The organism is Pseudomonas sp. MWU12-2037 (assembly GCF_023242345.1).
GTDB classification, from domain to species: Bacteria; Pseudomonadota; Gammaproteobacteria; order Pseudomonadales; family Pseudomonadaceae; genus Aquipseudomonas; species Aquipseudomonas gingeri_D.
This window is the reverse complement of record NZ_JALLIZ010000002.1, coordinates 74,059-100,501: the sequence shown is the minus strand read 5'-3', so window position 1 is coordinate 100,501 and position 26,443 is coordinate 74,059. Positions and strand designations below refer to the sequence as shown.

General features: G+C 62.2%; 29 protein-coding genes and 1 pseudogene. 17 read left to right on the top strand and 13 right to left on the bottom strand.

The annotated features are described in order from the left end of the window. Positions 1–109: 109 nt before the first annotated feature. From rnd to M5B42_RS03560, 3 genes are all read left to right on the top strand, one after another. Positions 110–1,243 carry a ribonuclease D gene (gene rnd, locus M5B42_RS03570; protein ID WP_103498671.1) on the top strand — a complete coding sequence of 378 codons (1,134 nt, stop codon included), beginning with the start codon at positions 110–112 and terminating at the stop codon, positions 1,241–1,243. After that, a complete protein-coding gene (locus M5B42_RS03565; RefSeq protein WP_103498672.1) occupies positions 1,240–1,533 on the top strand; it encodes a YcgL domain-containing protein in 294 nt (97 codons plus the stop codon). The genes rnd and M5B42_RS03565 overlap by 4 nt, the downstream gene beginning before the upstream one ends. A gap of 126 nt (positions 1,534–1,659) precedes the next feature. Beyond that, positions 1,660–2,592 carry a D-2-hydroxyacid dehydrogenase gene (locus M5B42_RS03560; RefSeq protein ID WP_248745055.1) on the top strand — a complete coding sequence of 311 codons (933 nt, stop codon included), beginning with the start codon at positions 1,660–1,662 and terminating at the stop codon, positions 2,590–2,592. Positions 2,593–2,725: 133 nt separating this feature from the next. Here the strand turns inward: M5B42_RS03560 and M5B42_RS03555 are convergent, their stop codons facing one another. Beyond that, positions 2,726–3,319, bottom strand: a complete 594-nt coding sequence (locus M5B42_RS03555; RefSeq protein WP_103498674.1) for a nitroreductase family protein — start codon at positions 3,317–3,319, stop codon at positions 2,726–2,728. Between the two features lie 155 nt (positions 3,320–3,474). Here M5B42_RS03555 and M5B42_RS03550 point away from each other — a divergent pair, with 155 nt between their 5' ends. Continuing rightward, a complete protein-coding gene (locus tag M5B42_RS03550) occupies positions 3,475–3,924 on the top strand; it encodes a YcgN family cysteine cluster protein (protein ID WP_103498675.1) in 450 nt (149 codons plus the stop codon). Between the two features lie 24 nt (positions 3,925–3,948). Further along, positions 3,949–5,187 carry a hypothetical protein gene (locus M5B42_RS03545; RefSeq protein ID WP_248745054.1) on the top strand — a complete coding sequence of 413 codons (1,239 nt, stop codon included), beginning with the start codon at positions 3,949–3,951 and terminating at the stop codon, positions 5,185–5,187. 3 nt (positions 5,188–5,190) lie between these two features. Here M5B42_RS03545 and M5B42_RS03540 read toward each other — a convergent pair whose 3' ends face one another. Next, a complete protein-coding gene (locus tag M5B42_RS03540; protein WP_007926908.1) occupies positions 5,191–5,658 on the bottom strand; it encodes an RNA methyltransferase in 468 nt (155 codons plus the stop codon). A 48-nt stretch (positions 5,659–5,706) separates the two neighbouring features. Continuing rightward, the gene (locus M5B42_RS03535; RefSeq protein WP_177100003.1) at positions 5,707–6,414 is read right to left on the bottom strand and encodes a glutathione S-transferase C-terminal domain-containing protein; all 708 of its coding nucleotides are present in this window, start codon (positions 6,412–6,414) and stop codon (positions 5,707–5,709) included. A gap of 126 nt (positions 6,415–6,540) precedes the next feature. On the opposite strand from M5B42_RS03535, the gene M5B42_RS03530 reads away from it, so the two are divergent. Both M5B42_RS03530 and M5B42_RS03525 read left to right on the top strand, forming a co-directional pair. Next, positions 6,541–7,122 carry a TetR/AcrR family transcriptional regulator gene (locus tag M5B42_RS03530; protein ID WP_152738275.1) on the top strand — a complete coding sequence of 194 codons (582 nt, stop codon included), beginning with the start codon at positions 6,541–6,543 and terminating at the stop codon, positions 7,120–7,122. 21 nt (positions 7,123–7,143) lie between these two features. Then, the gene (locus tag M5B42_RS03525) at positions 7,144–7,845 is read left to right on the top strand and encodes a glutathione binding-like protein (RefSeq protein ID WP_103498679.1); all 702 of its coding nucleotides are present in this window, start codon (positions 7,144–7,146) and stop codon (positions 7,843–7,845) included. A 12-nt stretch (positions 7,846–7,857) separates the two neighbouring features. Here M5B42_RS03525 and M5B42_RS03520 read toward each other — a convergent pair whose 3' ends face one another. Further along, positions 7,858–8,787 carry an HD-GYP domain-containing protein gene (locus M5B42_RS03520; protein WP_248745053.1) on the bottom strand — a complete coding sequence of 310 codons (930 nt, stop codon included), beginning with the start codon at positions 8,785–8,787 and terminating at the stop codon, positions 7,858–7,860. Positions 8,788–9,000: 213 nt separating this feature from the next. Between M5B42_RS03520 and M5B42_RS03515 the strand changes: the two genes are divergently transcribed. Further along, a complete protein-coding gene (locus tag M5B42_RS03515; protein ID WP_152738284.1) occupies positions 9,001–10,926 on the top strand; it encodes a methyl-accepting chemotaxis protein in 1,926 nt (641 codons plus the stop codon). Between the two features lie 3 nt (positions 10,927–10,929). Here the strand turns inward: M5B42_RS03515 and M5B42_RS03510 are convergent, their stop codons facing one another. Next, positions 10,930–11,304 carry a YajD family HNH nuclease gene (locus tag M5B42_RS03510; RefSeq protein ID WP_103498682.1) on the bottom strand — a complete coding sequence of 125 codons (375 nt, stop codon included), beginning with the start codon at positions 11,302–11,304 and terminating at the stop codon, positions 10,930–10,932. A 50-nt stretch (positions 11,305–11,354) separates the two neighbouring features. Then, on the bottom strand, positions 11,355–12,041 hold the full coding sequence (locus M5B42_RS03505; RefSeq protein WP_152738287.1) for a hypothetical protein: 687 nt from the start codon (positions 12,039–12,041) through the stop codon (positions 11,355–11,357). Between the two features lie 82 nt (positions 12,042–12,123). Here M5B42_RS03505 and M5B42_RS03500 point away from each other — a divergent pair, with 82 nt between their 5' ends. Beyond that, the gene (locus M5B42_RS03500) at positions 12,124–12,423 is read left to right on the top strand and encodes a hypothetical protein (RefSeq protein ID WP_152738290.1); all 300 of its coding nucleotides are present in this window, start codon (positions 12,124–12,126) and stop codon (positions 12,421–12,423) included. Here M5B42_RS03500 and M5B42_RS03495 read toward each other — a convergent pair. Both M5B42_RS03495 and M5B42_RS03490 read right to left on the bottom strand, forming a co-directional pair. Then, positions 12,420–12,893: a cyclic nucleotide-binding domain-containing protein gene (locus tag M5B42_RS03495; RefSeq protein ID WP_152738293.1), complete on the bottom strand. Its 474-nt coding sequence runs from the start codon at positions 12,891–12,893 to the stop codon at positions 12,420–12,422. The two genes, M5B42_RS03500 and M5B42_RS03495, sit on opposite strands and share 4 nt — an antisense overlap. Before the next feature lie 91 nt (positions 12,894–12,984). Next, positions 12,985–15,036 carry a S9 family peptidase gene (locus M5B42_RS03490; RefSeq protein ID WP_152738296.1) on the bottom strand — a complete coding sequence of 684 codons (2,052 nt, stop codon included), beginning with the start codon at positions 15,034–15,036 and terminating at the stop codon, positions 12,985–12,987. A 98-nt stretch (positions 15,037–15,134) separates the two neighbouring features. On the opposite strand from M5B42_RS03490, the gene M5B42_RS03485 reads away from it, so the two are divergent. The 3 genes from M5B42_RS03485 to M5B42_RS03475 are packed head-to-tail and all read left to right on the top strand — an operon-like array spanning position 15,135 to position 16,980. Next, entirely contained in the window at positions 15,135–15,626 is a 492-nt protein-coding gene (locus tag M5B42_RS03485; RefSeq protein ID WP_248745052.1) for an MFS transporter, read from the top strand. Between the two features lie 32 nt (positions 15,627–15,658). Continuing rightward, positions 15,659–16,435, top strand: a complete 777-nt coding sequence (locus tag M5B42_RS03480) for a class II glutamine amidotransferase (RefSeq protein WP_103498688.1) — start codon at positions 15,659–15,661, stop codon at positions 16,433–16,435. An 11-nt stretch (positions 16,436–16,446) separates the two neighbouring features. Continuing rightward, the gene (locus M5B42_RS03475) at positions 16,447–16,980 is read left to right on the top strand and encodes a DUF2937 family protein (protein ID WP_103498689.1); all 534 of its coding nucleotides are present in this window, start codon (positions 16,447–16,449) and stop codon (positions 16,978–16,980) included. Here the strand turns inward: M5B42_RS03475 and M5B42_RS03470 are convergent. Further along, entirely contained in the window at positions 16,974–17,906 is a 933-nt protein-coding gene (locus M5B42_RS03470; RefSeq protein ID WP_103498690.1) for a LysR family transcriptional regulator, read from the bottom strand. The genes M5B42_RS03475 and M5B42_RS03470 overlap by 7 nt on opposite strands. Before the next feature lie 159 nt (positions 17,907–18,065). On the opposite strand from M5B42_RS03470, the gene M5B42_RS03465 reads away from it, so the two are divergent. The 4 genes from M5B42_RS03465 (at position 18,066) to M5B42_RS03450 (ending at position 21,783) form a co-directional block, all read left to right on the top strand. Next, positions 18,066–19,352 carry an MFS transporter gene (locus M5B42_RS03465; RefSeq protein WP_103498691.1) on the top strand — a complete coding sequence of 429 codons (1,287 nt, stop codon included), beginning with the start codon at positions 18,066–18,068 and terminating at the stop codon, positions 19,350–19,352. Between the two features lie 63 nt (positions 19,353–19,415). Further along, positions 19,416–20,168, top strand: coding sequence for a 5-oxoprolinase subunit PxpA (locus M5B42_RS03460; protein ID WP_103498692.1), 753 nt, complete (start codon positions 19,416–19,418; stop codon positions 20,166–20,168). Beyond that, complete coding sequence (locus M5B42_RS03455; RefSeq protein ID WP_248745051.1) at positions 20,165–20,869, top strand: allophanate hydrolase subunit 1; 705 nt, start codon at positions 20,165–20,167, stop codon at positions 20,867–20,869. The genes M5B42_RS03460 and M5B42_RS03455 overlap by 4 nt, the downstream gene beginning before the upstream one ends. Then, positions 20,866–21,783: a biotin-dependent carboxyltransferase family protein gene (locus M5B42_RS03450; protein WP_103498694.1), complete on the top strand. Its 918-nt coding sequence runs from the start codon at positions 20,866–20,868 to the stop codon at positions 21,781–21,783. Before M5B42_RS03455 ends, M5B42_RS03450 begins: the two co-directional genes overlap by 4 nt. An 11-nt stretch (positions 21,784–21,794) precedes the next feature. Here M5B42_RS03450 and M5B42_RS32170 read toward each other — a convergent pair. From M5B42_RS32170 to M5B42_RS03435, 4 genes and pseudogenes are all read right to left on the bottom strand, one after another. Next, positions 21,795–21,872: pseudogene (locus M5B42_RS32170) on the bottom strand (outer membrane lipoprotein carrier protein LolA); the annotation flags it as partial. Positions 21,873–21,925: 53 nt separating this feature from the next. Continuing rightward, positions 21,926–23,104: a VWA domain-containing protein gene (locus M5B42_RS03445; RefSeq protein WP_103498695.1), complete on the bottom strand. Its 1,179-nt coding sequence runs from the start codon at positions 23,102–23,104 to the stop codon at positions 21,926–21,928. Between the two features lie 35 nt (positions 23,105–23,139). Further along, complete coding sequence (locus M5B42_RS03440; protein ID WP_100938900.1) at positions 23,140–23,985, bottom strand: MoxR family ATPase; 846 nt, start codon at positions 23,983–23,985, stop codon at positions 23,140–23,142. 140 nt (positions 23,986–24,125) lie between these two features. Next, positions 24,126–25,214 (bottom strand): DUF748 domain-containing protein, encoded by a 1,089-nt coding sequence (locus M5B42_RS03435; RefSeq protein ID WP_248745050.1) that lies wholly within the window; start codon positions 25,212–25,214, stop codon positions 24,126–24,128. A 129-nt stretch (positions 25,215–25,343) separates the two neighbouring features. On the opposite strand from M5B42_RS03435, the gene cysK reads away from it, so the two are divergent. Beyond that, positions 25,344–26,318, top strand: a complete 975-nt coding sequence (gene cysK, locus M5B42_RS03430) for a cysteine synthase A (protein WP_248745049.1) — start codon at positions 25,344–25,346, stop codon at positions 26,316–26,318. The last annotated feature ends 125 nt before the right edge of the window (positions 26,319–26,443 follow it).

Genomic DNA, 26,443 nt, shown 5'->3' with positions numbered 1-26,443 from the left:
GACTATTCTTTTCGTTCAGTCAGCTCTTTCGTCTCGGCACTTGCAGAGTGAGTGCTCGCAAACCCCGGTGGCGAGATATACTGCGTGCCATTCTTCAAGGGAGAGCCGTGTGGCCATCGATATTCACTGGATTCGCGACAACGATAGCCTCGGTCGGCATTGCGCCCAATGGCAACAGTTACCCTTTGTTGCCCTCGACACCGAATTCATGCGGGTCGACACCTTTTATCCGATTGCCGGACTGATCCAGATCGGTGACGGCGAGCGTGCCTACCTGATCGACCCCCTGACCATCGACCAGTGGCAACCCCTGGCGGCGTTGCTCGAAGACCCGGCCGTGGTCAAGGTCGTGCACGCCTGCAGTGAAGACCTCGAAGTGCTGTTGCGCCTGACCGGCAGCCTGCCGGTGCCGCTGTTCGACACCCAGCTTGCCGCCGCCTACCTGAACCTCGGTTTTTCCATGGGCTATTCGCGCCTGGTGCAGGAAGTCCTGGGTATCGAGCTGCCCAAGGGTGAGACCCGTTCGGACTGGTTGCAGCGTCCGCTGTCGGAAACCCAGGTCAGCTACGCCGCCGAAGACGCCGTGCACCTGGCCGAGGTCTACACCCGCCTGCGCCCGAAGCTGTCGGACGACAAGTACGCCTGGGTCCTGGAAGACGGCGCGGAACTGGTGGCCAACCTGCGTCGCGAGGTCGACCCCTACGAGGTCTATCGCGAGGCGAAGTTGGCCTGGAAGCTGTCCCGTGCGCAATTGGTCGTGCTGCGCGAGCTGTGCGCCTGGCGCGAACGCGAAGCCCGCGCCCGCGATCTGCCGCGTAACCGGATCATCCGCGAGCACTCCTTGTGGCCCTTGGCCAAGAGCCAGCCGGACAACCTGGTGGCATTGGCCCGCATAGAGGACATGCACCCGCGTACCGTGCGCCAGGATGGCGAGTTCCTGCTGGAGCTGATCAAGCAGGCCGGTAGCGCGCCGATGGACCAATGGCCACCGGCGGTGCCCGAGCCCTTGCCGATCGAAGCCTCGGCGCTGGTCAAGCGCCTGCGTGCCCTCGGTCAGGCCGAAGCCGAACGCCTGGGCGTTGCGCCAGAATTGATGCTGCGCAAGAAAACCCTGGAAGCGCTGATCAAGAGCGGCTTTCCCCATGGACCTTACCAATTGCCCGATTCGCTGCGTGGCTGGCGCCGCGAGTTGATGGGCCAGGCGCTGCTCGACAGCCTGGCCACTGCCGGAGAACAGCCTTGAAACGTATTTGCTCCATCTACAGAAGCCCGCGCCGCAACGAGATGTACCTCTACGTGCTCAAGAGCGATGCTCTGGAGCGCGTTCCGGAAAATCTGCTGCTGGCCTTCGGTAAACCGCATCATGCCTTCGACCTGGTCCTGACACCCGAGCGCACGCTGTCGCGCGAAGATATCCACCAGGTGCTGGAGAACCTCGAGAAGCAGGGCTATCACCTGCAGATGCCGCCGGCCGAAGACGAATACATCGAACATTTGCCCGAAGAGCTGTTGCGGCGCAATGATCCGATCTGACAGACATCTCTGAGTGCTCTGTCCGGAGTGCTCGACTCAAATGGACTGTATTTTCTGGCAGTGGCCGATGACGATGGAGCGAACTCCGTCGGCGGCTGCCTGCACTGTTTTTGAAAGGTTTGAACCATGCGCGTTCTGATTGCCGAACACGACCACGCCCTCTATGCCAGCTTGCTGCAGCAGATGGCCCCGGAACTTGAAGTCATGACCAGCAGCGATTCGGCCACGCTGTCGAGCATGGCGGCCGATTGCCCGGTCTGGCTGGGGCAGCCGGACCTGTTGGCGACCCTGTTGCGTCAGGGGCACGGCCCCCAGTGGTTGCAATCGACCTGGGCCGGTGTCACCCCGCTGCTGGCCGAGGGCCTGCCAAGGGACTACCGACTGACTCGTGCGGTGGGGATTTTTGGCCAGGTGATGGCCGAGTATGTGCTGACCTATATGCTGGGGCATGAGCGTGAGGTCCTGGCCCGCCTGGTCAGCCAGGTCGAGCGCAAGTGGGACAACCGCATGGGCCAGAGCCTGGCGGGGCGCAAGGTGCTGATTGTCGGCGCCGGAGATATCGGCCAGAGCGTTGCGCAGTTCCTGCAACCCTTTGGGGTCGAGTTGTATGGTATTGCCAGTACCGCGCGGGAGCAGGCACCGTTTATCGAGGTGGCGGCGCTCGAAGCCCTGGGTGAGTGGGTTGGCAAGGTGGACTATGTGATCAACCTGTTGCCGAACACGCCCAATACCCATGATCTGTACGATGCGGCGTTGTTCAAGCGCTTCAAGCCTACCGGCCTGTTTATCAACGTCGGGCGCGGCGTGGCGGTGGTCGATGCGGACCTGGTGGAGGCTTTGAAGGAAGGGCATCTGGCGGGGGCGGTGATCGATGTCTGCCGGCAGGAGCCGTTACCGCAGCGTCATCCGTTCTGGACGGCCTGGGGGTTGTTGTTGACCGGGCACAGTTCGGCACCGACTTCGCCGGGGATGATGGTGCAGTTGTTTGTCGAAAACCTGCGGGCCTATCAGGCCGGGGAAGCGTTGCGCGGGGAAGTGGATTTCGAGCGCGGGTATTGATGGTCCCGGTTTGCAGGGCTGGCCAGGCACCTTGTAGGAGCATGGCCGGCCAGCGAAGGGGCCTTCAAGATCGCTAAAAGCTTCGCGGGCAAGCCCTGCTCCTACAGTCCGCGGTGGAGCGGAACTGCGAGGGTTACAGGCTGAAATCGCCTTCAGCCACCAGCGTGCTCAGCGGCTGGCGTGGGCTTGGGGTTTCGCGGGCCTGGAGGTAATCCGGCAGGCTCGCCTTGTCGCCCAGCTTGCCGATGGCCACTGCCGCATGCAGTGCATAACCTTCTGGAATCTTCAGCTCGCGGCGGGTCAGTTCCTGATCGAAGCCGGCCATGCCGTGGCTGTGCCAGCCGCTGTTGCTGGCTTGCAACGCCAGATGGCCCCAGGCCGAGCCGGTGTCGAAGGTGTGCCACAGCGCCGGGGTTTCTTCGCTGGCGCCGGGAGCGGTGAAGGTGGTTTTCGAAATCACGATCACCAGAGCCGAGGCGTGTTGCGCCCAACCACGGTTGAATTCGTTCAGCAGGCCAAGGAAACGTTCCCAGTTCGGCGTGTCGCGGCGGGCGTAGAGAAAGCGCCAGGGTTGCGAGTTATAGGCCGAAGGCGCCCAGCGGGCCGCTTCGAAAAAGCTCAGCAGGGTTTGTTCCGGGATGCTCTCGCCGGTAAAGGCGCGCGGCGACCAGCGCTGGGTGAACTGGGGATCGATCGGGTGATCGGCGATGCGTGGGTTGATGCTCATGGCACAGTCCTGACTGGGGAAAATTAGCGAGAAAGCTACTGCGCCGCAGGCGGCCTGACAAGCCTTGTTCAACCGATAGTCGCCGACGCTTGGCCGCAAAGGCTTGGCGCACTAGACTGGCGGCCTTTTCACTCCCCGATGCAGATGTCTGAACCATGGCCGCGAAAGTCGAACCCTTCTGGAAACGCAAGACCCTCGAGCACCTCGATCAGGAGGAATGGGAGTCGCTGTGCGACGGTTGCGGCCTGTGCTGTCTGCAAAAGCTCGAGGACGAAGACGACAACAGCGTCTATTACACGCGCATTGCCTGCAAGCTCCTGGACCTGAAAACCTGCCAGTGCACCGACTACGCCAAGCGTCGCGACTCGGTGCCGGACTGTATCCAGCTCACCCCGGGCCAGGCCGACCAGTTCAAGTGGTTGCCGCCGACCTGTGGTTATCGCCTGGTCAGCGAAGGCAAGGACCTGCCGCTCTGGCACCATCTGGTCTGCGGTGACCGCGACGCGGTGCACCACGAGCGGATTTCCCAGTCCGGGCGCATGCTTGCCGAAGGCAGCGTGCCGGAAGAGGACTGGGAAGATCATCTGATTTTCCGCGCCGGCTGATGTCCGCCAACCCCGAGGAACTCCATGTCGTTACCTTGCAGGCTGCCGGCGTTCCTGCTGCTGATGGTGTTCAGCGGGCTGGGTTGGGCCGGGAAAAAAGTCGACCTGGACTATCGGGTGCGCCTGTTGCCCCAGAGCGAACAGGCTGAGGTGCGCCTGACCCTGGCCCAGGGTTCGGCGGTGCGCAGCCTGGATTTCGATCTCGGCAACCAGGGTTACTACAGTGACTTCATGGCCGACGGGCAGTGGCAGCTGAGCTCCGGGTCTACGCCGGACAGCCGCCGTGGTGTCTGGCATCCGGCATCGGGCAAGGCCAGCCTGAGCTATCGGGTCAGTCTCAACCATCCACGTAGCAACGGCACGTTCGAGACGCGGATGACGCCGACCTGGGCACTGTTGCGAGGCGAGGACCTGGTACCGCCGGCCCATCTGGATCAGCACGACGGCACCGAACTGGTCTCGCGCCTGGAATTCGAATTGCCCGGCGGTTGGAAAAGTGTCGAGACCGCCTGGCCGCGTATCGGCAAGCAGCGCTTTCGTATCGACAACGTCTCACGCCTGTTCGACCGGCCGGTCGGCTGGATACTGGCTGGCGACCTGGGCAGCCGGCGGACCCGCCTGGGTGAAACCGATGTCACGGTCGCGGCGCCTCGGGGCGAAGGCATGCGGCGCATGGATGTGCTGACGCTGCTGACCTTCGTCTGGCCCAAGCTGCAGGAAGTGTTTCCGCGCAATCCCGGTAAATTGCTGGTGGTCGGGGCCGGGGAGTCAATGGCCCATGGCAGTCAGGCGGGCCGCGATTCGATCTACCTGCACAGCACCGCCCCGCTGATCAGCGAGTCCGGGGACAGTGCCTTGGTGCGCGAGCTGGTTCATGTGTTCGGGCGGATCAATGACAGCCAGCACAGTGACTGGGTCGGCGAAGGCCTGGCTCAGTATTACGCGATCGAGTTGTTGCGCCGTGCCGGTGGGATGAGCGAGGAACGTTACCAGGCGTTGCAGGTGCGCTTGACCCGGCTCAGTCGCAAGGTCGGCACATTGCGGGGGGAACAGGTGGACAGGGCGACGGTGGCACGGGCGGTGTTGCTGTTGCAGGCGCTGGATCGCGAGATTCGCCAGCAGACCGATGGCAAGCGTTCCCTCGATGATGTCAGCCGGGCGGCGATGCGCCTGGATACCGTCAGCACCGAGGAATTTATCCAGCTGTGCGAAAGCGTGATGGGTGAGCCGTCGAAGGTGCTGGCGAGCGGGCTGCTGAAGTAAAGCCTAGAACTTCGGACCGGAACGGGTGTTGTTACCCTTGGCCAGGCGGTCGTACAGCACCACATTGACCGTCGCCGCCAGGTTCATGCAACCGGTGGTCGGGATATACACCACGTCTTCGCACCAGTCGCGGATGTCCTTGTCCAGCGAGCCGTCTTCCGGGCCGAAGATATACAGCGCCCGATCCGGATGGGTGTATTCGGGCAACGAGCGCGCACCTTCTACCAGTTCGACGGCCACCGGCACGCAGCCCAGGGGCAGGATTTTCTTCAGGTCGTCGATGCCGATCAGCGGAATGTCCTGGTGGACTTTCTTGGTGTCGGTGACAAAGTCCCGCGCCCGTTCGTAGCGTTTGCCGGTGTAGAACACCGAAGCCACGCCGTAGCAGCCAGCCGCACGCATCACCGAGCCGACGTTCTCCGGTGACTTTGGGTTATACAAACCAATGCAGCTGTACCTTTTGTTTGCCACGAGCCGGGTGCCTTCCAGGAAAAAGACGCGATTATACCGGCATCTCCGTCAGCTCGTGGTGTCGGGATAGTTCGAAGGGAACAGCGCCCGTCGGGTTTGCTCGTCGTTGACTTGCTTGAAGGCGTGGCTCTTGCCCACTTGGCGGGCGCGGGCCACGGCTGGCCGCGCGTCGATGCGCTGGAACCAGGCCGACAGATGGGGGTAGGCCGCCAATGGCGATTCTTCGCCTTTGAGCACGCGGGCGGCCCGATCAATCCAGCCCCAGGCCGAGATATCGGCAATCGTATAGCTGTCCCCGACGATATAACTGCGCCCGGCCAGATGCCGGTCAAGTACCCGATAGTGCCGCTCGGCTTCACGGCGATAACGATTGATGGCGTAAGGGATGCTTTCCGGGGCCGAGTGCTGGAAATGCACCGCCTGGCCGGAAAATGGTCCCAGGCCCGTGCCGATAAACATCATCCACGACAGCAGTTCGCCCCGATCGCCGGGTTCACCGCCGAGCAGTCCGGTCTTTTCACTCAGGTACAGCAGGATCGCGTTCGAGTCGAACACCCGGACTTCGCGGCCGTTCGGGCCTTCGGTATCGAGGATTGCCGGAACCTTGCCGTTGGGATTGATTGCCAGGAACTCCGGGCTGTGCTGCTCGCCCTTGCTGGTATCGACCGGAACCAGCTCGTAGGGCAGCGCCGTTTCTTCAAGAAACAGGGCGACTTTGGCCGGATTGGGCGTCGGGTGGAAAAAGAAACGGATCATGTCGAAAGGTCCTGGCAGATGTTTTGGATCGAGTGTTATAAAATAGGACGAAACGCTGGCGCGTGGCAATCGTCGTTTGTTTCAACGAATATCTGCGCTACTTCAATTTGAATCCATGTGTGAGTTATGGCGCGACCAAGAGAATTTGACGAGGCCAGGGCAATGGAGGCGGCGATCCGCTGCTTCTGGGCCCGTGGCTACGAGGCCACCTCCGTACGGGATCTGGCGCTGGCCATGGGGATTACCGGGGCCAGCCTGTACAACGCCTTCGGTGACAAGCGCGCGCTCTTCGGCCTGGCCCTCGATCACTACATCAAGCGCGGCTTCTGCGAGCGTTCCGTGCGCCTGGAGCAGCAACTGCCGCCCCGCGAAGCCATCCAGACGTTCTTCAACGAGATCATCGAACTGTCCCTGAGCGATCCTGAGCACAAGGGCTGTTTCATCGTCAACGCGGCCCTTGAGGTGGCGCCCCACGATCCGGAGTTCAAGGCGGTACTGGCCAAGGTCCAGGAGGGGATGGAGAGCTTTTTCCGGCGCTGTATCAGTGCCGGCCAGGCCCAGGGCAGCATCAATGCGTCACAGCCGGCGGAGGATCTGGCGCGTATGTGCCTGGCGGTGCTGATGGGACTGCGGGTGCTGGCCCGCTCAAGGCCGGAACGGGAATTGCTGGAAGGGCTGGTGCGACCGGTCTTTGGGTTATTGAAATAGTGCGTCTACGAGGGGAATCGCATGATTGAGCTCTACTACTGGGCTACGCCAAACGGCCACAAGATCACAATGTTCCTGGAGGAGGCGGGTCTTGAGTACCGTATCCATCCCGTGGATATCGGCGCCGGCGACCAGTTCAAGCCGGAGTTCCTGGCGTTTTCGCCGAACAACCGCATGCCGGCGATCATCGACACCGCGCCCGCCGATGACGGCGAGCCGATCACGGTGTTCGAGTCGGGGGCGATCCTGCTGTACCTGGCGGAAAAGACCGGGCAGTTCCTGCCCGCCGATGTGCGTGGGCGCAAGACCGTGACCGAGTGGCTGTTCTGGCAGATGGGCGGCCTGGGGCCGATGGCCGGGCAGAATCACCATTTCGGGCTGTATGCGCCGGAAAAAATACCCTACGCCATCAACCGTTATGTCAATGAGACCAACCGTCTCTACGGTGTGCTCGACCGTCGGTTGCAAGGGCGTGAGTTCATTGCTGGCGAGCATTATTCGATCGCCGACATGGCCTGCTATCCCTGGGTAGCGCCGTGGCAGCGTCAGCAACAGAATATCGAGGATTTCCCGGATCTGAGTCGCTGGCTCCACGCTATCGAACAACGTCCGGCGACATTGCGCGCCTATGCCCGGGGGGAGCCGTATTCGCGGCGTGCCACGGAGACGGAAGACGGCAAGAAAATCCTCTTCGGCCAGACCGCCAAGGGCCCGGCCGCCTGAGGCTCAACCCGGTTAGTGCGGGCGAGAGCTCGCTTGCTCGCGCAGCACCGGGACGAATTGGTGTTGCACCAGGCGCTCGATCAATTCGACATCGGCCTCGGGGCTGAGGTCTTTCGCGCTGCCAGAGGTGCCGGTGGCCTCCAGCTCCAGCACGCTGTCTGGTGTCTTCTGCAGCAGCAGATAGTCGGCGCCGCAATTGCCGCAGAACACATGGTCGCCTGCGCGGTGCGCGCGCTTGAGTACCACCGTCGGTCCGCACATGCCGCAGTGCCGCAGGGGAATGCCCTGGTCGGTATGGCCGATGATCGGGCTCAAGACACCCGACTCCCCCAACTCGATAAACAAGGCGCCGAAGTGCGCATCGAACTGGCTCCCCAGGTTCTTGCCGATGATCTGCAATGCCTGTGCCTGCGGCATGCCCGCACGATAGGGGCGGGTGCTGGTCATGGCATCAAAGGCGTCGCAGATACCGACGATGCTCGCCAGGTGCGGAATCTCGCCGGCCTTGAGCCCCAGGGGATAACCCCGGCCATCCGGCATTTCGTGGTGCAGGCGCACGGCATCTTCCACCAGCGTGGCCAGGGGGTGGGCATGCAGCAGCCTGAAGCCGATATCGGGGTGGGTCTTGATCACGGCGTACTCCTCGTCGCTCAAGGGGCCGGGCTTGCGCAGCACAGCGTCGGGAATACCAACCTTGCCCAGGTCATGGACAAAACCGCCCAGGGCGATCCGCGCCACTTCCTCCACCGCGAAGCCGGCTTTTTTCGCCAGCAACTCGCAAAACTGCGCCACTCGCCACAGATGTCCGCCGGTATAGGGATCACGCGCCTCCACCACCCAGGCCATCACCAACAGGCTCGACAACAACTCCTGTTCCGGACGCGAAACCTGCGCCGGTTGGCGGGCGCCCAGCAGATTTTGAATCAGTTGGTTCAGTTTCATCGAAGACGCTCTCGGTACAGGAATAAAGGAGGAAGTCGCATACACTGGTACTTTGCCCTGTTGAGAAGGTATAGGGCTTTAAATTACAAACGTTTGAAAAAATCTTGGCCTTGTGTTTTAGATCGTTCGATTTAGAATGCCTGGCATCTCGACGTGCCTCAAGGCATTTGGCGCATTGCCTCGCCGGTTGACGGCTTCACAGGAGAGTTCGTTATGGTCGCTGACTGGTTGATGGGCGCTTCGGTACGTCGCAAGTTGACCCTGGGGTTTGGCATCGTGTTGCTGCTCACGGCGCTGCTGAGTGCGATTGCCTGGTACAGCATCGGGCAACTGACGATGCGCAGCGAGGCGTTGGTGGACAGTGTCTCGCTGGACACCCAGATCGCCGCCGTGCGCCTGCAGGAAAACGAATTCGACCGCACCGGGCAAAGCGCGGCGGTGGATGCCTATGCCGGGCAGATGCAGGCGTTGTATGCCGGTGTCGACAAGCTGCAGATGAGCCTGGAAACCGACGCACAGACGACTCTCACACGTATCCGCGAGGTGGCCCGGGCCTATCAACAGAGTTTTGCCGAGTTCGTCGCGGCCCGACGCCAGGCCCGGGAAGCGGAAAAGGCCATGGTGCCGGTGATGGAGACTATCGCCGAGCAGTTGACGCGTTTGCGTACCCAACTCTTCCAGCAGATGCGTAGCGATCCGGCGGTCACCATCGATCAGGCGCAGGCGGTGGCCGAGCTGCAATGGCTGATGGCGCAATTGCGCGATCAGGTGCGTTTGTATATCGCCGATCCACAACCCGAGGCGCAGTTGCGCGTTTCGCAGATGGCCGACCGCATTCGCGTGCAGGGCAACGACTTGTACGGGCAACTGCCGGGTGATGCTTTGCAGACACCCTTGCTGGGCGCGTTGCAGGCGGCGGTGATCTACCAGGATCGGGTCGTGGACTTCAGCGCCAGCGTGCTCAAGAGCCAGCAGGCCAAGCAGGCGATGCTGGCGCAGGCGGGTGACTTGCAGCAACTGAGTGCAGCGGTCTATCAACTGCAACTACAGGGACGCGCTCACGATGTACGGATGGCCCGTGGCGAGCTGCTGCTGGCGGGCGGGTTGGCGCTGTTGCTGGGCTTGCTGTCCGCCTGGGCCATGACCCGGCAGATCGTTCCGCCGCTCAAGCGGACCCTGACCCTGGCCCGGCAGATCGCCTCGGGCGACCTGACCGGTAACCTGGAAAGCCATCGGCGTGACGAACTGGGGCAGATGATGACGGCCATGCGGGAAATGGCCGGGCACCTACGCCAACTGATCGGCAGCATCGGCGCAGGCACGCGTCAACTGACCCAGGCCGCCGAAGGCTTGTCGACGATCACCGCCCATAGCAGCGCGGGAGTCTCGCAGCAGCGCCAGCAGACCGAAGAGGTTGCCGGCGCCATGGGTGAAATGGTCGACAGTGCCCAGCATATCGCCCGTAACGCGCAGCAGGCCTCGGAGGCGGCGCAGGCGGCCGAGCGGCGCAGCGTCGAGGGCAACCGCGTGGTGACCCAGGCGATCGAGCACTTTGAAGCCTTGGTACTCAACGTCGATCGTTCCGCCCTGGCGATGGAGCGTCTGCGTGAAGACGGTGAACGTATCGGCGGGGTGTTCGGGGTGATCCGCGAGGTGGCGGAGCAGACCAATCTACTGGCCCTCAACGCCGCCATCGAAGCGGCTCGCGCAGGTGACGCCGGGCGGGGCTTTGCAGTGGTGGCCGATGAGGTGCGGGCGCTGGCCCAGCGTACCCAGCGTTCCACCGAGGAAATCGAGGGGTTGATCGCGGCCCTGCATGGCGGTACCGAACAGGCCACGGCGATCATGCGCCAGAGCCAGGACATGAGCCTTTCCAGTGTGGTCCTGGCCCGTGAGGCCGGTGGCGTGCTCAGTGAAATTCGCCAGTCGGCGTCGTTGATCCAGTCGATGAACTCACAGATTGCCACGGCTGCCGATCAGCAAACCCGCGCCTGCGAACAGATCAGCGGCAATCTGGCCCGCGTGCGCGACATTGCCGACGAATCGGCGCAGTCAAGTGCCCGCACGGCGACGGCGAGCCTTGAACTGTCGCGCCTGGGTGGCGACCTGAACGTGCTGGTTCAGCGATTCACGGTGTAGCTTTTACTCGTCTTTCTTCATCAGCCCGGCCAGCGCCGCGAACGGGTTGTGGGTGGCCTTGGCGATCTTCGGGCTGCTCAGGGAGCCGTCGCCGAAGTATTGCTGGTCGGTGTAGCGCGAGTGCTCGTTGTCATGGCAGAACAGGCACAGCAGTTCCCAGTTGGAACCGTCCTGCGGGTTGTTGTCATGGTTGTGGTCGCGGTGGTGCACGGTAAGCTCGCTCAGGCGCTTGCCGGAAAACTCACGGGCGCAGCGACCACACACGTGCGGATACATCTTCAGTGCCTTGTCGCGATAGCCCATCTCTTTATCGCGTTTCGCATCGGCCAGGATGCGGTCCAGCTTGGCGGTATGGGAGGGAGGGTTGGCCGAACTCATGGGTTCACCTTGTCGAATAGGTTAATGACGGTTATGCGGCAAAGTTTAGCTCAGTTCTTGAGCTTCTCGGCGATCCAGATGGTGTGGCGCGTGCCCTTGTTGCCGTGGGCATAGACCTGGACTTCCTCGGCCTTGAAGCCGGCCTTGCGCAGCTTGTCGCTGAAGTGGCTGTCGGCGCTGGCCGACCACACCGCCAGCACGCCCTTGGGCCGCAGGGCCTTGGCACAGGCGCTCAGGCCGCCCGCCGAGTAGAGCCAGCTGTTGGCTCTCTGGGTCAGGCCTTCGGGACCGTTGTCGACATCGAGCATGATCGCATCAAAGCCATTGGGCTCGGCCTGCAGGACCTTGGCCACGTCTTCCAGGCGGATCACCGTGCGCGGGTCATCCAGCGGCCGGCCGGCTTTTTCTCCCAGCGGGCCGCGGTTCCATTCGACGACGCCGGGCACCAGTTCCGCGACCACGACTTCGGCGGTCTTGCCCAGGTGCTTGAGGGCCGCGGCCAGGGTGAAGCCCATGCCGAGGCCGCCGATCAGCACCCGCGATTGCGGCCGGCCGGCGACCTTGCGGCAGGGAATTTCCGCCAGGGCATCTTCGGAGCCGTGCATGCGGGTGTTCATCAATTGCCCGCCGTCACCGCCCTGGATCTTGATCACGAAGTCTTCGCCATACTCGAACAGGCACAGGGCACCGCCGTTTTCAGGAATCGGAGCGGTGTCCAGCAGAACGAAACGTTTCATGGAAATCTCATTGGGAGGGGCAAAATAGCCGCGTTGCGAGTAGCCTGATGGCAGACAGAGAAGTCTGGCAACGGAGCCATTGATGAAACGCGCTATTGTAGCGGTCATTGCATTGACCGCGCTTACCATTACCACGGTACGGGCCGAGGATCTTTCGCCGATACCGGTCACGCCGAAACCGGGAGCGCCGAGCACGGCCACCCCGACGCCGTCCCCGCAGATCACCCCGCGCACACCGCCAAAACCCGGCGAGCCGCTGCCCAGCATCGAGTTGCCGCAGCCGCCCAAGGACCAGACCCAACCGGGTCCGGAACAGAACGACAAGACGGACAAGAACGATAAAAGCGACAAGACGGATAAGGCGAAGGAGACCTCCAGCTAGATCTGTTGCGAGAGCAGTTGGCCGTCCGCCATGCGCAGTCGCCTGGACAGCGCAATGGCGATGGCACGGATGATCTTGGCGGCGATCTTCGGCGCATCGTTGAGCATCTTTTCCAGGGAATCCTTGCCCAGGTTGAGCAACTGGCAATCACTGGCGGCCACGCAACTGGCCGAGCGCCGCTCGCCATCGAGCACCGCCATCTCGCCAAAGGCTCTACCGGCGCGCAGGGTGGCGATCACCACCGGTTGACCCTCGGCGTTGCTCTTCTGCACATTCACGCTGCCGTAGTGAATGATGCACATGAAGGTCCCGGCATCCCCCTCATTGAAGATGGCTTCGCCCTTGGCGACGCTGCTGATGCTGAAATAACCGGCAGCGGCGAGGCAATCCGCCGGCAGCAGGCTGGCGAACAAACCGCTGTCCATCAGCATGTCGCGGATTTCGTTATTCAGTAAGGTCGGTTCTGACATGGCTCACGGTCTTTTCTTGTTGCCTGTTGTTCTGTGCGGGCATTAAAGCCCGGCGGCCCAGGGTTAAGACAAGGGGGCCGGGCAGAGTTCCTCAGACCAGGCCGAGAACCTTGAACACGAAGGCGTATTCGAGGGCTACGTCACGTAATCCCTGATAACGACCGCTCATGCCACCATGGCCAGCGTCCAGTTCGGTCTTGAGCAAGAGTAGATGCTCGTCGGTTTTCGTGGCGCGCAGTTTCGCCACCCACTTGGCCGCTTCCCAGTATTGCACGCGACTGTCGTTGTAGCCGGCGATCACCAGGGCGGCCGGGTAGGCCTGGGCGCGGACGTTTTCATACGGTGCGTAGGCCTTGATCCGCGCGTACACCTCGGGCTCCTCGGGGTTGCCCCATTCGTCGTATTCGGTGACGGTCAGCGGCAGGTCCGGGTCGAGCATGGTGTTCAGCACATCGACGAACGGCACTTCGGCGATGGCGGCCTGGAACAGCTCCGGGCGCTGGTTGAGCACGGCACCGATCAACAGGCCGCCGGCACTGCCGCCGCTGATGGCCAGTTGTTTCGAGGTGGTCAGGCCTTCGGCGATCAGGTGCTCGGCGCAGGCGATAAAGTCGTCGAAGGTGTTCTGCTTGTGCGCCTGCTTGCCGGCGCGATACCAGGCTTCACCCAGTTCGCCGCCGCCACGCACATGGGCGATGGCGAAGGCCATGCCGCGTTCCAGCAGGCTCAGGCGGGCGTGGGAAAACCACGGATCGAGACTTTCGCCGTAGGCGCCGTAGCCGTAGAGATAGAGCGGGGTGGCCTGGCCTTGCAGTTCGCGCTTGACCACCAGGCTGATGGGCACCTGGGTGCCGTCCGCGGCGGTGGCCCAGAGACGCTGGCTGACGTAGGCGTCGGGGTCGAAATCGCCCAGCACCGGGGTCTGCTTGAGGACGCTCTGTTCGCCGTTGGCCAGGGTCAGTTGGCGGATCTGGGCCGGCCGATTGAGGGCCTCGTAACGCAGGCGGATGGTCTGGCTGGTGAATTCCAGGCTGTCCTGCACATAGAGGCTGTAGGCGGCATCCGGCAGTTGCACGCGATAGCTCGGCAGGCCCTGGGGGCGCACCTCGATGATCGGCAAGCCACCTTCACGCAGGCTCAGGCACAGGGCCGAGGCGTTCAGGGTCAGGCCTTCGAGCATCACCTGGTCGTCGTGGGGCACCAGTAATTGCCAGTCGTCGCGGCCCGGCACACCGTGGTCCGGGGCATGAAACAGGGCGAAGTTGATGCCGTCCTGGTTGCTGCGGATAAACCAGCTCCACTGTTCCTGGTGCTGGCCGTGGTCGACGAAGTACTCGTGGCCTTCGACCCGTGGCGCCAGGCAGGTAAAGGCCTGGGTCGGGGTATCGGCGTCCAGGGCCCAGGCTTCGCTGGTGGTCTTGCTATTGAGCAGCACCACCAGTTGGCGTTCGGAACTGCTGCGGTAGCAGTGCAGGAAGAAGCGCCCATCGGCTTCGTGCAGGACTTCCTCGGCCGTGCTGTCGCCGAGGCGGTGGCGGTACAGCTTGTGGGGCCGATGGGTGTCGTCCAGTTCGGCAAAAAACAGCGTCTGGCTGTCGTTGGCCCAAGTCATGCTGCCATCGCAGTCCTCGAACGGCAGTTCGCTGACCGCGCCGCTGTCGAGCTCCTTGACGTACAGGCGATAGACTTCTTCGCCGCTGGTGTCGAGGCTGTAGGCCAGGCGTTGGTGATCCGGGCTGACGCTGAAGGCACCGAGGGAGAAGAAGCCGCCCTTGGCCAGTATGTTGGGGTCGAGCAGCAGGGTTTCGGCGCTTTCATCCACCGTCAGGCTGTCATCGGCCGGACGCGGGCAGCGGTAATGCCGCGGGTATTCGTCGCCGGCGGTGGTGCGGGTGTAGTACAGGAACGGTCCCCAGGGCGATGGCAGGGACAGGTCGGTTTCGAGAATCCGCGCCTTGATCTCCTCGAACAGGCTTTCGCGCAGTTTGCCTTGATCGGCCAGTTGCGCTTCCTGGTAGCTGTTTTCGGCCTTGAGGTAGTCGAGCACGGCATCGCTGTCGCGTTCCTGCAACCAGGCGTAAGGGTCCGCGCCCGCGTCGCGGCGGGCAATCGGGGCGCTGTTGACGTTGCTATCGAAGGACATGGGCAACTCTCTGTTGGCTGATCGCTGACGGCGGGGCAGCCGGACCGGCGAAAAGCCGTTATCATAAGCGTCTACTTGCCAGCCTTGCCATGGACACCATGACCGAGAACGACTATTTGATCGCCTGGGGCTGCTACGCCTTCGCCGCCTTGGGCTGCTTGTTGGTGTGGTTTCGCCTGACCCGCTGGATCTGGCGCTGGCTGCGCGAGCCGCTGCGCGTGGTGATGGCGGTGCTGCTGTTCAGCCCGACCATTATCGACCCGGTGAAGGAAAAATTCGCCCCGGCGGTGGCCATTACAGCCCTGGACCTGATGTTCAAGGTCGGCAACAACGCCTGGCGCGCGGTTTCCGATCTGTTCATGTACCTGATGATCGCCGTGGGCGTCTATCTGCTCTTCGCGCTGATCCGCTGGCCCATCGAGCGCTCCATCAAGGCCCGTCGTCCGCAGCCCGTTGCGGCTGGCACTGTCCCGGCGACCGAGCCCGAGGAAGACGATCAACCGTTCACCGCAGCCGAGCGCAACGAGCGTTTTGGCCGTCAGCCGCCGACCGGTGGCAATGGTCGCCCGCGGGTCGAACCGCGTCTGTAAGCGTGTCACTGCATTGAAGCGAGAGTCCGAGCATGTGTGAATTGTTGGGCATGAGCGCCAATGTACCGACCGATATCGTTTTCAGCTTTACCGGTCTGATGCAGCGCGGGGGGCGTACCGGCCCCCATCGTGACGGCTGGGGCATCGCCTTCTACGAAGGCCGTGGCTTGCGGCTGTTCCAGGACCCGGCGGCGAGCTGCGAGTCCGAGGTCGCGAACCTGGTGCAGCGTTACCCGATCAAGAGCGAAGTGGTGATCGGGCATATCCGCCAGGCCAATGTCGGCAAGGTCTGCCTGTCCAATACCCATCCCTTTGTCCGTGAACTGTGGGGCCGCAACTGGTGTTTCGCCCATAATGGCCAGTTGGCGGACTTCCAACCGCCGACCAGCTTTTATCGTCCGGTAGGCGATACCGACAGCGAAGCGGCCTTCTGCGACCTGCTCAACCGCGTGCGCCAGGCCTTTCCGGAGCCGGTGGACATCGAAGTACTGCTGCCGTCCCTGGTCCAGGCTTGTGCCGAATATCGCGCTAAGGGCGTGTTCAACTGCCTGCTCAGCGACGGTGACTGGCTGTTCTGCTATTGCTCGACCAAGTTGGCGCAAATCACCCGGCGCGCGCCGTTCGGGCCGGCACGGTTGAAGGATGTCGATGTGATCGTCGACTTCCAGGCCGAAACCACGCCCAATGACGTGGTGACGGTGATCGCCACCGAACCTTTGACCGAAAACGAAACCTGGACCCGCTACGAACCGGGCCAATGGAGTCTGTGGCGACGCGGTGAATGCGTCAGCCAGGGCCAAACCGAATAAGGAAGTCCGTTATGTGGTTGAGTTACCTGCGGCTGATTCTGTTTACCCTGGGGCTGTTGATCGGTGTCCAGGTACCGGGTTTTATCAATGACTACGCCAAGCGGGTCGAAGCGCACCTGATTGAAGCGCAGACCAACCTCCAGGGTTTCCAGAAGACCGCCGAGCAGTTCTTCAACGGTGATCTGCAGGCCCTGGTGGCGCATTATCGTGCCAGTGACGATCCGGTGTTCCGCAGCGATGCCGACAGCCTCGGCAACTTGCTCACTCGTCAGCGCCTGCTGGACGACCAGTTCCAGGCGATGCAGGGGCCCTGGTACAAACGCGCGTTGCAGGTGGCGTATGCGGCCGATCCGGATATCCGCCAGGAAACCTTGCAGGGCTACACCTACCAGGTCCTGCTGTCGCCCGAGGCGATCGGCTGGGCGATGGGCGCGGCGCTGTTGTTCTCGTTCGTGATCGAAGGCTTCTTCCGCCTGGTGGATTGGGTGGTGCTGGGCGGCAAGCGCCAGCGTGAACGCCTGGCGCGGCGCGAACGAGGTTATTGACCGGGGAGGGCGGGCTTGCTCAGGACCACATACTGCTCGCCCATCTTGTCCGCATAGCTGTGCAAGACCTCCTGGCACAGCGCGACAATTTCCTCCACCAACTCCACGCCGACCCGCCAGGACACCACCACTTCCAGGTTCGGCGGGCGGACGTCCAAGGCCAGCAAGGTCAACTCGCCGCGCATCAGCTCTTCGCGCACCAGCACCGACGGCAGGGCGCCGATACCGAAACCATCACGCAATAGCCGGGTAATCGCCGACACCGAGTTGACGCAGTTCAGCCGCGGCGTCGGCACGCCATGGACCTGCATCAGGCCCAGGATTTCCTGATGCGGCCGCGAGTTTTTCGAGAAGGTCACGATGCGCTCCCGGGCGATCTCGGCCAGGCTTGCGTATTCGCGGTTATAGATCGAGTTGCTGGCCACCACCCAGCCCATCGGGTGGCTGATCAGCTTCAGGCTGCGAATCGATTCCTGGCGCAACAGGTCGGTTTGCAGCACCAGGTCGAGAAAGCCTTTTTGCAGCTGATCGCAGAGGTTCAGCGCGGTATCGGCCACCAGCTCGATTTCCACCAGTGGAAAACGATCCGACATCTGCGCCACCAACGGGCTGAGCCAGGTATGGATGACCGTGTCCATCACCCCGATGCGCAGGCGCCCGACCTTGGTCGAACTGATCTCGATGGCATGCTTGAGGGCCTGCATGGTGTCCATCATCTGCTCGGCATAGTCGAGCACCTTGAGCCCTTCGGGAGTCAGGCTGACGCCGCGTGAATCGCGCAGGAACAGCTTCACCCCGAGCTCACCTTCGAGCACCGCGATACGGCTGGAAATGGACGCCTGGGTGGTGAAGAGCTTGTCCGCCGTCAGGCGAAAACTCTTCAGTCGTGCGACCCAGACGAAGGTCTCGAGAAATTTGAGGTTCATGCAATCAACTTTTTCTTATGCCAGGGCAGGACTTTAATTAGTTGGACGCAGAGGGCACGGCCAACGAAAAATGGCCTTCGACCGGTCAGGCACGATAAGCCTATGCCCCGCTGGTCGCCAGAACAATACCAATAAGTTTTATGCGGAGAACTTCCCCCCATGACTACGCCAGGCTCGCTGGACGTCACCCAAGCCGAGGGCCCACCCGGTCCTTTCACCTGGTATCGCAACCTCGATCAGCAGGAGCGTCGTACGTTCTGGAGTTGCAAGATCGGTTACGGCCTGGATGGCATGGACACCCAGATGCTCAGTTTCGTCATCCCGACGCTGATCGCCCTCTGGGGCCTCACCACCGGCCAGGCCGGGCTGATTTCCACCAGTACCCTGATTGCCTCGGCCCTTGGTGGCTGGATCGCCGGGATTCTCTCCGACCGCATCGGCCGGGTACGCACCCTGCAACTGACGGTGCTCTGGTTCGCCGTGTTCACCTTTCTCTGCGGCTTTGCCCAGAACTACCACCAGTTGCTGGTGGCCCGGACCTTGATGGGCTTCGGTTTCGGCGGGGAATGGACCGCCGGTGCGGTGCTGATGGGCGAGGTGATCCGCGCCAAGGATCGCGGCAAGGCGGTCGGCATGGTGCAATCGGGCTGGGCCCTGGGCTGGGGTTTGACCGCGATCCTCTATGCATTGTTGTTTTCCCTGCTGCCGCCCGAGGACGCCTGGCGTGCCCTGTTCGTATTGGGCATCGTGCCGGCGATCTTTGTGATTTTCGTTCGGCGCCTGGTCAAGGACCCGGAGGTCTATCGCCAGGCCAAGAACCAGGAAGCCCCGAGCAACCCGACGCACTTCTACGAGATCTTTGCCCCGGGCATGCTCAGTACGACCCTGCGGGCTTCCCTGTTGACCACCGGCGCGCTGGGTGGTTATTACGCCATCACCGCCTGGTTGCCGACCTATCTGAAGACCGAGCGCGGCCTGAGCGTACTCGGCACGGGCGGTTACCTGGCCATGGTGATCGCCGGTTCCTACATCGGTTATGTGATCAGCGCGTACCTGACCGATCTGCTGGGGCGCAAGAAGAACTTCATCCTGTTCGCCGTCGGCTCCTTCATTATCGTGCTGTTGTACACCCAGCTGCAGGTCAGCAACGAAGTCATGCTCTGGCTGGGCTTGCCCCTGGGCTTTTTCGCCTCGGGGATTTTCAGCGGCATGGGCGCGTTTCTCACCGAACTGTTCCCTACGCGGATTCGCGGTTCGGGCCAAGGTTTTTGCTACAACATCGGGCGGGCATTGGCGGCGTTTTTTCCGCTGCTGATCGGCCTGCTCAGCCAGAAAGTGTCCTTGAGCCTGGGGATCGGCGCTTTTGCCGCCGTGTCCTACGGCGTGGTAATTCTCGCGGCCCTGAGCCTGCCGGAAACCCGTGGCAAGGAACTCGAAGCGCAGTAATCTGTGGGTATTTGCGAAAAGTCCCACATTAAGAAAAGTTAAAAGCCCACAGGAGCAACCACCGTGAGCCGCTTGTTATTGAATTGCGATATCGGCGAAAGCTATGGCAACTGGACCATGGGTCTGGATGCGCAGGTCATGCCGTTTATCGATTGCGCCAATGTGGCCTGCGGTTATCACGCGGGCGATCCGAGCATCATGCGCAAGACGGTGACGCTGGCCCTGGCCAACGATGTGCGTATCGGGGCCCACCCGGCCTATCCCGATCTGGTGGGTTTCGGCCGCCGCTCCATGGCCTGCACGCCCCAGGAAATCCAGGATCTGCTGCATTACCAGATCGGCGCGCTGGACGGCATCTGCCGGGCGCAGGGTGCCCGGGTCAGTTACGTCAAGCCCCACGGCGCGATGTACAACGACATGATGGCCAATCCCGAGCAACTGCGGGCGGTGATCCAGGCGATTGCCGCCTACGGCGGGGACCTGCCGTTGATGCTGCTGGCGATGCGCGACAACAGCGCGGCCCAGGCCCTGGGCGATGAATACGGTGTCGAGCTGTGGTTCGAGGCTTTTGCCGACCGTGCCTACGACAGCGCCGGGCGCCTGGTCTCACGGCAGTTGCCCGGTGCCGTGCATCACGAGCCTGAACGGATCGTCGAGCAGGCTCTGACCATTGCCCGTGGTGACAACCTTATCGCCAGCGATGGCAGTGCGCTGCGCCTGCAGGCCAATACCCTGTGCGTGCACGGCGACAACGCCAGTTCGGTGGCTGCGGTGCAGCGTATCCGCGAGGCCCTGGATCGGCAGCCCGCCGTATGAAGCCACGGATCGAAGTGGTCGGGATCGACTGTCTGATGGTGCGGCTGTTCGAGGTGATCGCCGAAGAAAACATGCCGTGGATGCTCGCCGCCGGCGAGCGTTTGCGGGCAGGATTTGCCGGGCACCTGATCGACCTGGTGCCGTCCTATACCACCTTGATGGTGCATTACGACCTGCTGGCGTTGAGCCCGTCCCAGGCCCGGGAGCTGATTGCCGAGGCCTTGACCGACCTGACCCCGAGCACCGGGGCTGGCGGTCAATGCCATGTGTTGCCGGTGTGGTACGACCCGAGTGTCGGTCCGGAGCTGGGCTTGTTGGCCGAACGCAGCGGCTGGTCGGTCAGCGAGGTGATTCGCCGTCACAGCGAGCGCGAGTATCAAGTGTTCGCCTTGGGTTTTGCCCCGGGGTTCGCCTTTATGGGCTTGGTCGACGAACGACTGGCCGCGCCGCGGATCAGCACGCCGCGCAAGCGGGTGGCGGCGGGGAGCGTGGGCATTGCCGAGCGCCAGACCGCGGCTTATCCGGTGGTTTCCCCGGGGGGCTGGAACCTGATCGGGCGTACCCCGAGCAAGCTGTTCGACCGTGAACGTGACGGTTACAGCCTGATGCAGCCGGGCGATACGGTGCGTTTTGCCGCGATCGATCACGCTGAATTCATTACGTTGGGCGGCGATGACACGCCGCTGGAGGGCTTGGCATGAGCCATCTGTCGATCGAGGCGAGTACGCCTCTGTGCCTGTTGCAGGATGCGGGGCGGTTTGGCGTGCGTCATCTGGGCGTGACCCAGGGCGGTGCGCTGGATTGGGTATCGATGTTCTGGGCCAACCATCTGCTGGGCAATGCGCCGGACGCCGCGGTGGTGGAAGTGACCTTGGGCGGGCTGACGCTGGTGGCTGAGGAGGATTGCTGCCTGGCCCTGGCCGGTGCCGATCTCGGCGCGCGGGTGGATGGTCAGGCGTTGGCACCCTGGTGCAGTTTTGTCTTGAGGAAAGGCCAGCGTCTGCAATTGACGCAGCCGTTGTCGGGGGCGCGGGCGTATCTGGCGGCGCCGGGTGGTTTTATCGCGCCGCAGGTCCTTGGCAGTGCCGCTTGTGTGGTTCGTGAGGAACTCGGTGGGCTGGATGGTATGGGGCGGCCCTTGGCCAAGGGCGGGCGTTTGGAGTATCGCGGGGAGGCGTCGACGCCGAGAGGATTGTCAGGGGCGCAGGTGCCGGATTTCAGTTCCAGCGCGCCGTTGCAGGTGGTGCTCGGGGCGCAGATCGGTGAGTTCAGCGGGCAAAGTCTGTTCGATGCATTCAACAGTGTCTGGACCCTGGACAGTCGCGCCGATCGCATGGGGATTAGGCTGTTGGGGCCGGAGTTGAAGTACCAGGGCGAGCCGATGATTTCCGAGGGCATTCCCCTGGGAGCGATCCAGGTGCCGCCGGATGGGCAGCCGATTGTATTGCTCAACGACCGGCAGACCATTGGTGGTTATCCACGTTTGGGGGCGTTGACGCCATTGTCGCTGGCGCGATTGGCGCAATGTCTGCCAGGGACCCAGATCAGGCTGGCGCCGGTGGTGCAGGAGACGGCGCATCGGCAGCAGGTCGAATTCATGCGCCGGTTCGCCTGACACCGCCCCCCTGTAGGAGCGAGCTTGCTCGCGATGGTAGCCCAGGCACCGTGGGGGATCAGGTGCCCCGCGTCATCGTTAACGACCATCGCGAGCAAGCTCGCTCCTACAGGGATCGTGCGTCGGACCGGTCGATGCGGTTCTACTTGGACAGAAACCGCATTCCTTCCTCCAACCCGCGCAAGGTCAGCGGATACATCTGATCCTCCACCAGATCCCGGACGATCCCGGTCGACGCGGTGTAATTCCAGGTGTCCTTGGGATAAGGGTTGATCCAGACAAGCTTCTTGTACTTGGCCATGAAGCGTTGCATCCACACATAACCGGCTTCTTCGTTCCAGTGCTCGACGCTGCCGCCGGCCTGGGTGATTTCATAGGGGGCCATGGCCGCATCGCCGACGAAAATCACTTTGTAGTCGGCCCCGTACTTGTGCAGCAGGTCCTGGGTCGACGTGCTTTCCGAACCCCGCCGCAGGTTGTTCTTCCACACCGATTCATAGATGAAGTTGTGGAAGTAGAAGTACTCCAGGTGCTTGAACTCGGTCTTGCAGGCCGAGAACAACTCCTCGCAGATCTTCACATGGGCGTCCATCGAGCCGCCGATATCGAACAACAGCAGCAACTTGATGGTGTTGCGTCGCTCCGGGCGCATCTGGATATTCAGCAATCCGGCATCGCGAGCGGTGTGGTCGATGGTGCCATCGATATCCAGTTCTTCCGCCGCGCCCTGGCGCGCGAACTTGCGCAGGCGACGCAAGGCGATCTTGATATTGCGCGTGCCCAGTTCGACCTGGTCGTCGAGGTTCTTGTACTCGCGCTGGTCCCAGACCTTGACCGCCTTGCCCTGGCGCTGGCCGGCGTCGCCGACGCGAATGCCTTCGGGGTTGAAACCGCCCGAGCCGAATGGGCTGGTACCGCCGGTGCCGATCCATTTGTTGCCGCCGGCGTGGCGTTCCTTCTGTTCTTCCAGGCGCTTCTTGAATTCCTCGATCAGCTTGTCCAGGCCGCCGAGGGACTGGATCTGCGCGCGTTCCTCGGCGCTCAGCGAGCGTTCGAATTCCTTGCGCAACCATTCTTCGGGAATCAAGGCCTGAAGATGGTCGTCGAGTTTTTCCAGGCCATTGAAGTAGGCGCCGAAAGCCCGGTCGAATTTGTCGAAATGCCGCTCGTCCTTCACCAGGATCGCCCGGGCAAGGTAGTAGAACTCGTCCATGTCGGCGAAGGTCACGCGCTGTTTCAGTGCGTTGATCAGATCGAGCAGTTCGCGCACCGACACCGGAACCTTGGCGGCGCGCATTTCATTGAACAGGTTGAGCAGCATGGCAATCGCCCCCGCTTTTGTTGAAAAAAGCGAACTCAGCGGCTGCCGCGACGGCTCATGAAGGCCAGGCGTTCAAGCAGTTGCACGTCCTGTTCGTTCTTCACCAGGGCACCGGCCAGGGGCGGAATGGCCTTGGTCGGATCACGCTCGCGCAGCACCGCTTCGCCGATATTGTCGGCCATCAGCAGTTTCAGCCAGTCCACCAGTTCCGAGGTCGAGGGCTTTTTCTTCAGGCCCGGGACCTTGCGCACGTCGAAGAACACGTCGAGGGCTTCGCTGACCAGGTCCTTCTTGATGTTCGGATAATGCACGTCGACGATTTTCTGCAGGGTGACGCGGTCCGGGAAGGCGATGTAGTGGAAGAAGCAGCGGCGCAGGAAGGCGTCCGGCAGCTCTTTCTCGTTGTTGGAGGTGATGATGATGATCGGGCGTTTTTTCGCCTTGATGGTTTCATCGATCTCGTAGACATAGAACTCCATCTTGTCGAGTTCTTGCAGCAGGTCGTTGGGGAACTCGATGTCGGCCTTGTCGATTTCGTCGATCAGCAGGATCACCCGCTCTTCGGATTCGAAGGCTTCCCACAGCTTGCCCTTTTTCAGGTAGTTGCGAACGTCGTGGACCTTTTCATTGCCCAGCTGCGAGTCGCGCAGGCGGCTGACCGCGTCGTACTCGTAGAGACCCTGGTGCGCCTTGGTGGTGGACTTGATGTGCCAGGTGATCAGCTTGGCGCCAAAGGATTCGGCCAGTTGCTCGGCCAGCATGGTCTTGCCGGTGCCGGGTTCGCCCTTGACCAGCAGCGGACGCTCCAGGGTGATGGCGGCATTCACGGCCAGCTTCAGGTCATCGGTGGCAACGTAGGCCTGGGTGCCTTCGAACTTCATCTGCAATTCCTCGGACGATAACGCCGGCCGGTTTGGGGCGGGCGGAAAAAAATCATCCCTGACTATAACGCGGCGCCCGGTCGAGTGTGAACGCAGACGGCTTATTCAGTCTCTGAATGGGGCGTCAGATCCTGACCCGGTCAGGGCTTCTGGCCAGTCGTCGGCTGCGGTTGTTCGTAACGAGCATTGAAGGCCTGGATAAATCCGTTGTGCAAAATCTGCAAAAAGGCCTGGAACGCGCTGATATCCTGCTGGTGAACGCTGCCACTGAGTTCCACGCGGGTGGCGAACTGGTTTTTCTGCTGGTTCTTCAACAGGGTTTCGCCGGTACCGACGATAGCCTCCCACACCGAGCGCAAGATGCTCTTGTCCGGGGTCTCGACGTCCTGTTGCCAGTTGAATACCTCGACATCATGCAGCAATGGCTTGATATAGCCGGTGAGCTGGCCTTTATGGGCCTGGGCCTCGATCACCAGGTCGCCGCTGCCGGCGTTGAAATCGAATTTGCCGTAGGCCGAAGCGAAGTCGTTGACGCGCCGCAATTCAATGCCGGTGGCCCGCAGGCGGAATTCGAAATCCTCGAAATTGCTCAGCGGATCGAAGGTGGCGTTGGTTTCCAGGGGCGCTTGCCCGAGCAACAAGGCCTTGCCCTCGAAACGGGCGTCGCGGTGGTCCTTGAGGTCGACAACGTTGGTCAGGTTGTAGAGGTTGGCATTGACCAGGGTGGCCTGCAGGTTGACCACCGGTTTGGAATTGAAGTTACGGAAGGTGATATGCCCGTCAGTGATGCGCACCTCATTGAGGGTGATGGGCAGCAGTTTGCCCAACTGAGCCTGCCAGTCGGTGCCTTGACCGGTCTGGGATGCCTGTTTGTTGTTGGCGCCGCCGTCGACGAAGTTCAGTTCCGGTTTGACGAACAGCACCTGTGCCACCACCGCATGGTTCTCCCACAGGGATTTCCAGCTCACCGACAGGTCGATCAACGGCGCCTTGACGAACGGCACGGGCACCTTGCCGGTGACCTTGACGATCTCCAGGCCGTTGATCTTGTAGGCGCCGCGCCACAGGGCCAGGTCGACATCCGTCACCTGGCCGCGGTAATCGCCCATATCGGCGAGTTTTTCATTCAAATAGTGACGCACCAGGGAAGGCAGGGCCAGGTCCAGGACCACCAGCAGCAGGGCCAGGCTCGCCAGTCCCCACAATGGCCAGCTGTAACGACGTTTCATGGTGGTGTCCCGAAGGTTGTCTATAGGCGATGGACCCCCAGCAACGCTATACGTTCGCCATGACTGGACGCCCGCCAGCTCGGGGCATACCCTTGAAAGCCAACTCACCGTTGCCCAAAGGACCCCGTCATGAGCCGTATTTTCGCCGACAACGCCCATTCCATCGGTAATACGCCCCTGGTTCAGATCAACCGTATCGCGCCTCGTGGTGTGACGATCCTGGCCAAGATCGAAGGGCGTAACCCAGGCTATTCGGTGAAATGCCGGATCGGCGCCAATATGATCTGGGACGCGGAAAGCAGCGGAAAATTGAAGCCAGGCATGACCATTGTCGAACCGACTTCCGGCAATACCGGCATCGGCCTGGCCTTCGTCGCCGCCGCCCGGGGCTACAAGCTGCTGCTGACCATGCCGTCCTCCATGAGCCTGGAACGGCGCAAGGTGCTCAAGGCGCTGGGCGCCGAGCTGGTGTTGACCGAGCCGGCCAAAGGCATGAAAGGCGCGATCGAAAAGGCCACGGAGATTGTTGCCAGCAATCCGGCCCTGTACTTCATGCCGGCGCAGTTCGACAACCCGGCCAACCCGGCCATTCATGAAAAGACCACCGGCCCGGAAATCTGGAACGATACCGACGGCGCGGTGGATGTGCTGGTGGCCGGTGTCGGCACCGGCGGGACCATCACCGGGGTTTCCCGTTATATCAAGCTGACCAAACACAAGCCGATCCTCTCGGTGGCGGTGGAACCGGCCAGTTCGCCGGTGATCAGCCAGACCCTGGCCGGGGCCGAGGTCAAGCCCAGCCCGCACAAGATCCAGGGCATCGGCGCCGGTTTCGTGCCGAAAAACCTCGATCTGGCGATGGTCGACCGGGTGGAGCTGGTCACCGATGAGGAGTCCAAGGCCATGGCCCTGCGGCTGATGCAGGAAGAGGGGATTCTGTGCGGGATTTCCTGCGGCGCGGCCATGGCCGTTGCCGTGCGGCTGGCGCAGACGCCGGAAATGCAGGGCAAGACCATCGTGGTGGTGTTGCCGGACTCCGGTGAACGTTACCTGTCGAGCATGCTGTTCAGCGATCTGTTCAGCGAGCAGGAAATTCAGCAGTAAGCCGGGTAGCGGCGCTTCAGGCTTGGAGGACAGGGCAGAATCCGCTGATCTGGATCAGCTACCGTTCAGCGGTTTCCTGTTAAACAGATGCTTTATTGCCGGATCGGCAACGTTGAATCTGTGAA

Coding starts and splice junctions, on each gene's coding strand:
- M5B42_RS03530 (WP_152738275.1), top strand. CDS start 6,541: ATGGCGCGACCAAGAGAATTTGACGAGGCCAGGGCAATGGAGGCGGCG.
- M5B42_RS03560 (WP_248745055.1), top strand. CDS start 1,660: ATGCGCGTTCTGATTGCCGAACACGACCACGCCCTCTATGCCAGCTTG.
- M5B42_RS03515 (WP_152738284.1), top strand. CDS start 9,001: ATGGTCGCTGACTGGTTGATGGGCGCTTCGGTACGTCGCAAGTTGACC.
- M5B42_RS03500 (WP_152738290.1), top strand. CDS start 12,124: ATGAAACGCGCTATTGTAGCGGTCATTGCATTGACCGCGCTTACCATT.
- M5B42_RS03520 (WP_248745053.1), bottom strand. CDS start 8,787: ATGAAACTGAACCAACTGATTCAAAATCTGCTGGGCGCCCGCCAACCG.
- cysK (WP_248745049.1), top strand. CDS start 25,344: ATGAGCCGTATTTTCGCCGACAACGCCCATTCCATCGGTAATACGCCC.
- M5B42_RS03505 (WP_152738287.1), bottom strand. CDS start 12,041: ATGAAACGTTTCGTTCTGCTGGACACCGCTCCGATTCCTGAAAACGGC.
- M5B42_RS03550 (WP_103498675.1), top strand. CDS start 3,475: ATGGCCGCGAAAGTCGAACCCTTCTGGAAACGCAAGACCCTCGAGCAC.
- M5B42_RS03555 (WP_103498674.1), bottom strand. CDS start 3,319: ATGAGCATCAACCCACGCATCGCCGATCACCCGATCGATCCCCAGTTC.
- M5B42_RS03535 (WP_177100003.1), bottom strand. CDS start 6,414: ATGATCCGTTTCTTTTTCCACCCGACGCCCAATCCGGCCAAAGTCGCC.
- M5B42_RS03440 (WP_100938900.1), bottom strand. CDS start 23,985: ATGAAGTTCGAAGGCACCCAGGCCTACGTTGCCACCGATGACCTGAAG.
- M5B42_RS03545 (WP_248745054.1), top strand. CDS start 3,949: ATGTCGTTACCTTGCAGGCTGCCGGCGTTCCTGCTGCTGATGGTGTTC.
- M5B42_RS03495 (WP_152738293.1), bottom strand. CDS start 12,893: ATGTCAGAACCGACCTTACTGAATAACGAAATCCGCGACATGCTGATG.
- M5B42_RS03480 (WP_103498688.1), top strand. CDS start 15,659: ATGTGTGAATTGTTGGGCATGAGCGCCAATGTACCGACCGATATCGTT.
- M5B42_RS03455 (WP_248745051.1), top strand. CDS start 20,165: ATGAAGCCACGGATCGAAGTGGTCGGGATCGACTGTCTGATGGTGCGG.
- M5B42_RS03490 (WP_152738296.1), bottom strand. CDS start 15,036: ATGTCCTTCGATAGCAACGTCAACAGCGCCCCGATTGCCCGCCGCGAC.
- M5B42_RS03485 (WP_248745052.1), top strand. CDS start 15,135: ATGACCGAGAACGACTATTTGATCGCCTGGGGCTGCTACGCCTTCGCC.
- M5B42_RS03510 (WP_103498682.1), bottom strand. CDS start 11,304: ATGAGTTCGGCCAACCCTCCCTCCCATACCGCCAAGCTGGACCGCATC.
- M5B42_RS03435 (WP_248745050.1), bottom strand. CDS start 25,214: ATGAAACGTCGTTACAGCTGGCCATTGTGGGGACTGGCGAGCCTGGCC.
- M5B42_RS03465 (WP_103498691.1), top strand. CDS start 18,066: ATGACTACGCCAGGCTCGCTGGACGTCACCCAAGCCGAGGGCCCACCC.
- M5B42_RS03470 (WP_103498690.1), bottom strand. CDS start 17,906: ATGAACCTCAAATTTCTCGAGACCTTCGTCTGGGTCGCACGACTGAAG.
- M5B42_RS03450 (WP_103498694.1), top strand. CDS start 20,866: ATGAGCCATCTGTCGATCGAGGCGAGTACGCCTCTGTGCCTGTTGCAG.
- M5B42_RS03525 (WP_103498679.1), top strand. CDS start 7,144: ATGATTGAGCTCTACTACTGGGCTACGCCAAACGGCCACAAGATCACA.
- M5B42_RS03445 (WP_103498695.1), bottom strand. CDS start 23,104: ATGCTGCTCAACCTGTTCAATGAAATGCGCGCCGCCAAGGTTCCGGTG.
- M5B42_RS03475 (WP_103498689.1), top strand. CDS start 16,447: ATGTGGTTGAGTTACCTGCGGCTGATTCTGTTTACCCTGGGGCTGTTG.